The organism is Oleiphilus sp. HI0123, assembly GCF_001635315.1.
The window spans coordinates 1-7700 of sequence record NZ_LWGE01001566.1 but is presented as its reverse complement, the minus strand read 5'-3'; the positions used below and the strand labels follow the sequence as shown (position 1 = coordinate 7700).

Genomic DNA, 7700 nt, shown 5'->3' with positions numbered 1-7700 from the left:
TATACGTTTGATTATGAGTATTGATATGTCGGGGGAGCTTAAGGGTGTGAGAGTGATAGAGCATAAAGAGACGCCGGGCTTAGGTGATAAAATCGACTTGAAGAAGTCTGATTGGGTTTTATCCTTCAACGGCAAGTCTTTGGCGAACTTGACTGAAACTCAGTGGCAAGTGAAGAAAGATGGTGGAGACTTTGATCAGTTAACAGGTGCAACCATTACACCTCGTGCGATAGTCAGTGCGGTGCATAAAGCGCTGATCTACTTTAGTGAGAACAAAGATCGGATTCTGGATCAGGCAATGAGTTCTAAGTCGGGAACTGATACTGCAGCAGGTGAGGCACAATAATGGCAGCAGCAGAAAATAGCGCAGATTTAATACCGGAACAAAGCGAAGGTGCGAAGCAAAGCTTTGTTAGCAGTGGCGAGTTCAACAAACTAGTTAAGAATGGCTTGTGGGACAATAACCCAGCCTTGGTTCAGCTACTGGGTTTGTGCCCTTTATTGGCTGTAACCGGCACAGTAGTTAATGCTTTAGGTTTGGGGTTGGCGACAACCTTGGTTTTGCTTGGGTCTAATGTATCGGTCTCGTTGATTCGAAACTATGTGAGAGATTCAGTCAGACTACCTGCTTTTGTGATGATTATTGCTTCGCTAGTGACTTGTGCTGAGTTATTGATGCAAGCCTTCACTTATGAATTGTATGAAATTCTTGGAATCTTTATCCCATTAATCGTGACTAACTGCGCAATCTTAGGTCGAGCCGATGCATATGCATGTAAGAACCCTGTATTGCCAGCCGCAACAGATGGTTTGATGATGGGAGTAGGCTTTACCGTGGTATTGGTATTGCTGGGCGCCATGCGTGAACTCATTGGTCAAGGAACCCTGTTTACCGGAATGAACCTGATCTTTGGTGATATGGCTCTGGCTTGGGAAATTCAGGTTTTCGAAGATTACCCTAACTTCCTGTTTGCTATTTTGCCTCCGGGAGCGTTTGTTGGAATGGGTTTAATCATTGCGCTGAAGAATATCATTGATCAACGTGCAGCGGCAGCAAAAGCGAAAACTGAAACAAAGAAAGAAAAGGGCAGTAAGCGGGTTCGTGTAACCGGCAAGATTGCTTAGCCTATAACGGGGAAGGTGCTTAGATAGTGCAGTTGACACGACACAGCATTTCAGCTGTATCGTGCGTACTCTATCAACTTAAGCGGTAAATCGCTTCAGGCCTTTCATTAGACCGTCAGTAATATTCGAAAACTCATCTTTTGCTTTCTTAACGACAAGCTCAGAAATTGCTGTAGTTTCTTGATGTTTGCTTTCTTCTTCAGCGCTTACTTGATAAGCAGGAAGACATTCTTGCATTGCTTTGGCAGCCTCAGAACGGGGCTTTAGTCCATACCATTCACAGATCTTCTCTACAGATAAACGGAAAGCTTGTTCCTCGCCGTGGACGGCTATGGAGATAGTGGTGCGTTTTATTTCATCTTCCCAAGGTACGTTAATACGCAGCTCAAAAACATCAGCCGGCGCACGCCCTTTTCGTTTAACGACAATGCGGCGTAAACCTCGGATCGTGCCTTTTTCGCGAATATGATATTCGGTAGAGAGTGCTTGCTGCAAACCGTAAGCTTTCTGGGCTTTGGCAAAGCGAGCGTCGATTTCCTGGGCTTTGGAATACGCAGCTTTGCGACTGCGTTTGATACGGACATACTCTTGGTGTTCTTTACCTCCCCATGCTCGAAAGACTCGGAAGTAAGATAATTCGCCGTACTGGTGATCATAAATTGCCATATACTGCCCCCTCCTTGTAGGGCTCGTCCTTTGTGAGCGTATCTATTCGCTTCAACATCAATATTTTGCTGAATAGATCACATTTCGTTAGAGTTCGCACTCCGATAAAATCACAAGCACAATATATAACATTAATATGAAATTAGGGAGACACTTGTCATGAAATACATCATTTATTTATCTGGTGAAATTCATAGTGATTGGCGTGAGCGGATTGTTGCGGGTTTAGCATCAAACGGCTTGGATGTAGACGTTTATTCTCCAGTTACCAATCATGAAGCCAGTGATGAGGTTGGTGTTCGTATTCTTGGAGAGGAAGATAACAACTTTTGGAAAGACCACAAAGCAGCAAAAATTAACGCCTTACGTACGATGACCCTGATTGAAAAATCTGACATTGTTGTGGTGCGTTTTGGTGAAAAATACAAGCAGTGGAATGCAGCATTCGACGCCGGTATTGCGATCGGTCAGGGTAAGCCGATTATTGTGATGCATGCGCCAGAACTGACGCATCCTTTGAAAGAAATTGACGGTGCAGCGATGGCGGTGACCGAAACGCCGGAACAAGTAGTTGAAATTTTGAAGTATATCAACCAATAGTCGGGCTAATCTCGCTACAAGGCGGCGTGTTTTACGTTATAATGCCGCTCTTTTGTTTCTCACTCTATATGAATCTGGTGGTACGATCGTGTCTAACGAGACCCAAGCAAACGAAGTCGGTGCAGGTGCGCCTGACGTTAAAACTTTTCAGGGGCTGATTCTGGCCCTGCAAAACTTCTGGGCGAGTAAGGGCTGTGTAGTCCTGCAGCCGCTTGATATGGAAGTTGGAGCAGGTACTTTTCACCCGGCTACTTTCTTGCGCTCAATAGGGCCCGAGACCTGGAACGCCGCCTATGTTCAGCCAAGTCGACGACCTACAGATGGTCGCTATGGCGAGAACCCGAACCGTTTGCAGCATTACTATCAATTCCAGGTGGTGATGAAGCCTTCACCCTTGAATATTCAGGAACTCTATCTTGAATCATTAGCGGCGATGGGTATTGATACCACTGTCCACGATATTCGATTTGTAGAGGATAACTGGGAATCTCCTACACTAGGCGCCTGGGGTTTGGGTTGGGAAGTCTGGTTGAATGGTATGGAGGTAACTCAGTTCACCTACTTCCAACAGGTTGGCGGGCTCGAATGTTACCCGGTAACCGGTGAAATTACCTACGGTTTGGAACGTATCGCGATGTACCTTCAGGGTGTGGATAGCGTTTATGACTTAATCTGGGCGCATGGGCCAGATGGTGATGTGACCTATGGCGATGTTTTCCACCAGAACGAAGTGGAAATGTCGACTTACAACTTTGAGCACGCCAATACTGATGCGCTTTTTGCACAGTTTGATACCTGTGAAGCTGAAAGTCAGAAGATGATTGACCAGGGTTTGCCATTACCAGCGTATGAGTTGGTGCTTAAGGCTTCCCACACATTTAACATGCTGGATGCCCGCCATGCGATCTCGGTCACTGAACGTCAGCGCTATATACTGCGTGTTCGAGGCTTGGCACGATCCGTTGCCCAGGCATATTTTGATAGTCGTAAAGAATTAGGCTTCCCTCTGGCTCCTGAAGGGATTCGTGAAGAAGTCCTTGCCAGCTTAGAAAACGCTGGTTCAAAGTCGGACAAAGGAGGCAAGAAATAATGTCTACGCAAGATTTTCTCGTTGAAATCGGGACTGAAGAACTTCCACCGAAAGCACTGAAGAAGCTCTCGGACTCCTTTACCAGTGGTATCGAAGCAGGCTTAAAAGATGCGGCTTTGAACTATGCTGAGGTAAAGGCTTTCGCTAGCCCCAGACGTTTAGCTGTTCGAGTTAAAGGTTTGGACGTGCAGCAAGCTGATAAGTCAGTTGAAAAGAAAGGCCCGTCAAAGAAAGCCGCTTATGATGCTGAAGGGAATCCTTCTCGCGCCTTGACTGGTTTTACCGGCTCGTTAGGTATTAAGCCTGAAGACCTAGAAGAAATGGAAACGCCGAAAGGAACATGGTTAGTTTACCGCTCGCTAGAGAAAGGTCAGGAAACCAAATCTTTGTTGAATGACATTGTTGCCCAGTCATTGAACAAGTTGCCTATTCCTAAGCGTATGCGTTGGGGAGCTCAAAAGGTTGAGTTCGTTCGACCGCTGCAGTGGGTATTGATGATTTTCGGTGATGAGGTTGTAGAAGGCAGTATTCTGGATATTCCAGCTGGTCGAAAGACTCGCGGTCACCGCTTCCATAGTCAGGGTGAGATTGAAATTACTAAAGCAGATGACTACGAAGTTCTATTGTTAGAGCTAGGCAAAGTGATTGCAGATTATGATCAGCGTAAGGAAAAGGTTCGTCAGGGTGTGACGGCTGCTGCTGAAGGTATTGGTGGTGTGGCTGTGATTGATGAAGACTTGTTGGACGAAGTCGCGTCTCTAAATGAGTGGCCCGTACCTTTAGTCGGCCGCTTCGACGAGCGCTTTTTGGAGGTGCCGACAGAAGCACTGATTTCTTCGATGAAAGAGCATCAGAAGTATTTCCATGCTTTGGATAAGAATGGCGAGATGCTACCAAACTTCATCACGCTAGCGAATATCGAAAGTAAGGACCCTCAGCAGGTAATTCAGGGTAACGAGCGTGTTATTCGTCCTCGCCTGGCAGACGCGGCCTTCTTCTTTGAAACGGATAAGAAGTCCACTTTGGCCTCGCGTCGTGAGCAGTTAAAGAAAATTGTCTTCCAGAGTAAATTGGGAACGGTTTACGATAAAACTGAACGTGTATCAAAGCTAGCTGCGAAGATTGGCGCAGCAATTGGTGGCAATGCGTCCGATGCAGAGCGTGCAGGAGAGCTAGCTAAATCTGACCTGGTGACAGAAATGGTTCTAGAGTTCTCTGATTTACAGGGAACCATGGGTTATCATTATGCTGTGCACGATGGAGAATCTAAAGAAGTTGCTTTAGCGTTGAATGAGCAGTACATGCCTAAGTTTGCGGGCGACAGCTTGCCGACCACAAAAACGGGTTGTGCACTTTCTATTGCTGAGAAACTTGATTCACTGGTTGGTCTATTTGGTATCAATCAGCCTCCAACGGGTACTAAAGACCCATTTGCCTTGCGCCGTGCTTCTTTAGGTGTGCTTCGAATCATTGTTGAAGAGCAATTGGATCTTGATCTGGTTGACCTAATTAATTGGTCGCTAGAGCAATACGAAGGCTTGGAAAACAATAGTGTCCAAGAAGACTTATTGAACTACATGTTGGAACGTTTCCGTGCCTGGTATCAGGATGAAAATGTATCTGCTGAAGTCTTCTTAGCGGTTAACGCTCGTAGGCCTACACGTCCGGTCGACTTTGATCAGCGCATCAAAGCGGTTAGCAACTTTTTGGGCCTCGAAGCGGCTTCAGCCTTATCGGCAGCCAATAAGCGTGTTTCCAATATTCTGGCGAAGAATAAGGGCGAGTTGGCAGATCAGGTCGACCAGAGTAAGCTGATTGAGCAAGCTGAAAAGGATTTGGCAGCTCAGGTAGATAGCCTAGCAAAAACTGTAACGCCATTGTTTGACCAAGGTAACTACCAAGCTGCTTTGACTGAGCTATCAAGTCTTCAAAAAGTTGTTGACCAGTTCTTTGAAGATGTCATGGTTATGGCCGATGATGAAGCGTTGAAGAATAATCGCTTAGCCTTGTTGAGTCAGCTGCGCGAGCTATTCCTGCGAGTGGCAGATATTTCGCTGCTTTCTAAGTAGCACCTAAGCACTAAGTTAGGCTTTCCCTTCTTGCTAGCAAAGCACTGCTCATTCGAGTGGTGCTTTTTTGTTTCTGGTCTTAATCTCTTGCAGAGGTTTTTTCTTCGCGCTTGATTAAGCTTGTGCTAACCCTCTAGTGGGCCACAGAACAACTGAAAGAATATTGGCAGCTGACTAATTCAACAAACCTACTTCTTTGTAGTAGCGAACTGCTCCGGCATGTAAGGGGGCTGATAAGCCTTCTTTAACCATTTTGGTCTTATCGAGAGCATGGAATGCAGGGTGAAGTTTTTTAAACTCGAGGAAATTTTCAAATACTGACTTGGTTAACTGGTAGATAACCTCGTCGGGTGTATCTTTAGAGCTTACTAGTGTCGCACCTACGCCAAATGATTTTATTTCATTTGGGTTGCCTCGGTACATACCAGCCGGAATGGTGACTTCGTGATAATATGCGTTGTCAGTGACTAGCTGATTAACTTCGGAACCTTCAACATCAATAAGAATGCTATCGCAATCTGAGGTCGCAGCTTTAATCGAGGCGCTAGGATGCCCAGCCATAAAAATCATGGCATCAAACTGCTTGTCGCATAGTGCTTTTGATTGATCTGAGGAGCTGAGTTCAGATACTTGTGAAAAAAGGCTGCTTCCCCAGCCGAGTGCCTGCATGAGAATTTCCATAGTGGCACGATGACCAGAGCCTTTATTACCTATATTAATTCGTTTACCTTTCAGGTCATTTAAAGTTTGGATGCCCGAATCTTTTCGTGCGACGACAGTAAATGGCTCGGAGTAAATAGAAAATACTGAGCGTAACGCTGGGTCTCTGCCTTCTGAGGAAAATACTTCACTGCCTTGTACTGCGTGATATTGCCAGTCGGACTGAACAACTGCCATATCCAAGTCCAGTTCTCTGACTTTTCGTAAGTTGTACAATGATCCCTGGGTGCTTTCAACGCCACAGCGTATACCGTGCTCGGAACGTTGACGATTGATCATCCTGCATACTGCGCCGCCTGTTGGATAATACACTCCGGTGACACCACCGGTACCGACAATCATATAGTGCTTGTCACGAGCAAGGCTGAGCTCGGAACTGCCGAAAAGAAAGACGAAAATACAAAGCTTAGCCAGCTTCAATTTGCCGAACAAACTCAAAGTTTTTGACCTACGACCTAGCATACGTTTCCTTATTGAAGCTGCTTGTATCAGCACCTTACCCTTTTCATTGAAGAATAATCTTTTTGGAAAAGATTTTCTACACGATATTGTTGTGAAAGAGAAAAACAGAATTATGCTGGTACACTTATTGAAGGCCCTTAACAAGCAGTTTCTTTTCGCTATGAATAAGCTGATTCAACCGATATTTTTGCTGATGAATCGATTAACTTACCGTGGTAAGTTTATGTTGATCTCATCGGTTTTCGCGATCCCCTTGGCTCTGTTTGCTGTGCAGTTAGCATTTAATGCGCATCAGCAACTAGAACAAGCACAGCACACTCGCTCTGGCTTTAACTATCTTCGCCAATCAACAGAACTTATCGAAGACTTGGAAACGATACGAGATATAACTGTTGTTGTCTCTTGGAAGAGTGACTCCTTCTTGGTTTCAAAGCTTGATGCTGTTAAGAAGCGGGCTTATGGTCGTATTCTGGATCTAAGCGAAAAATTAAGTTCTAACGCTAGTAGCAAGTACTTACTAAGTCTTAAGGAAAAGTTTGAAAAGGACGGTTTTATTCGCGGAAATGAGGCAGGAAGGGTCGATAAGATTTATGAGGAGGCCCATATTATGGTCGGTCAGGCGTATAGCTGGAGAAGGCAAGTTTCTTATCTGTATGCCTCCAGTAGTCAAAGCGATATTTTGTCCTTCGTAAACCTACTTAATGAGGGTGAGGAATATACCTATGCCTTAGGTTTGGTCAGAATGTTTGGAAGTTTGTATTTAGGGCAGGCGTTTGTGGCGTCACATGGTGCTGACGCGATGGAGGCTGCTTACCAAAACCTGTCTAAGTTAATTGATGATGTGGATGTGAAGGAACAAGCCTATGCCGGTATATTTAGAGATAACCCTTCCGTAGACTTATTAGGTGTTAAATCAGCTTTAGTTCAGACTAAAGTCCTGCTTTCACAGTATTTGATAGAGTCCTTCT

8 protein-coding genes are annotated in these 7700 nt (G+C 45.2%); 6 read left to right on the top strand and 2 right to left on the bottom strand.

From position 1 onward, the window contains the following. Together A3761_RS20995 and A3761_RS20990 are read left to right on the top strand one after the other, a co-directional pair. The coding region (locus A3761_RS20995; protein ID WP_156492003.1) for an RnfABCDGE type electron transport complex subunit G at nucleotides 1–346 on the top strand (346 nt) is incomplete at its 5' end. Further along, on the top strand, nucleotides 346–1125 hold the full coding sequence (locus tag A3761_RS20990; protein ID WP_082865008.1) for an electron transport complex subunit E: 780 nt from the start codon (nucleotides 346–348) through the stop codon (nucleotides 1123–1125). The genes A3761_RS20995 and A3761_RS20990, both read left to right, overlap by 1 nt. Before the next feature lie 78 nt (nucleotides 1126–1203). On the opposite strand, the gene A3761_RS20985 is transcribed toward A3761_RS20990, so the two are convergent. Beyond that, on the bottom strand, nucleotides 1204–1791 hold the full coding sequence (locus tag A3761_RS20985; protein ID WP_068552578.1) for a hypothetical protein: 588 nt from the start codon (nucleotides 1789–1791) through the stop codon (nucleotides 1204–1206). A 159-nt stretch (nucleotides 1792–1950) separates the two neighbouring features. Between A3761_RS20985 and A3761_RS20980 the strand changes: the two genes are divergently transcribed. From A3761_RS20980 to glyS, 3 genes are all read left to right on the top strand, one after another. Beyond that, nucleotides 1951–2391: a YtoQ family protein gene (locus A3761_RS20980; RefSeq protein ID WP_068552576.1), complete on the top strand. Its 441-nt coding sequence runs from the start codon at nucleotides 1951–1953 to the stop codon at nucleotides 2389–2391. An 88-nt stretch (nucleotides 2392–2479) separates the two neighbouring features. Beyond that, the gene (glyQ, locus tag A3761_RS20975; RefSeq protein WP_082865010.1) at nucleotides 2480–3481 is read left to right on the top strand and encodes a glycine--tRNA ligase subunit alpha; all 1002 of its coding nucleotides are present in this window, start codon (nucleotides 2480–2482) and stop codon (nucleotides 3479–3481) included. Beyond that, complete coding sequence (gene glyS, locus A3761_RS20970; protein WP_068512038.1) at nucleotides 3481–5550, top strand: glycine--tRNA ligase subunit beta; 2070 nt, start codon at nucleotides 3481–3483, stop codon at nucleotides 5548–5550. The genes glyQ and glyS overlap by 1 nt, the downstream gene beginning before the upstream one ends. Before the next feature lie 174 nt (nucleotides 5551–5724). Here glyS and A3761_RS20965 read toward each other — a convergent pair whose 3' ends face one another. After that, complete coding sequence (locus A3761_RS20965) at nucleotides 5725–6708, bottom strand: TAXI family TRAP transporter solute-binding subunit (protein WP_231877519.1); 984 nt, start codon at nucleotides 6706–6708, stop codon at nucleotides 5725–5727. A gap of 184 nt (nucleotides 6709–6892) precedes the next feature. On the opposite strand from A3761_RS20965, the gene A3761_RS20960 reads away from it, so the two are divergent. Beyond that, nucleotides 6893–7700 (top strand): hypothetical protein (locus A3761_RS20960; protein WP_156492002.1); only part of this gene is annotated, 808 nt, incomplete at its 3' end.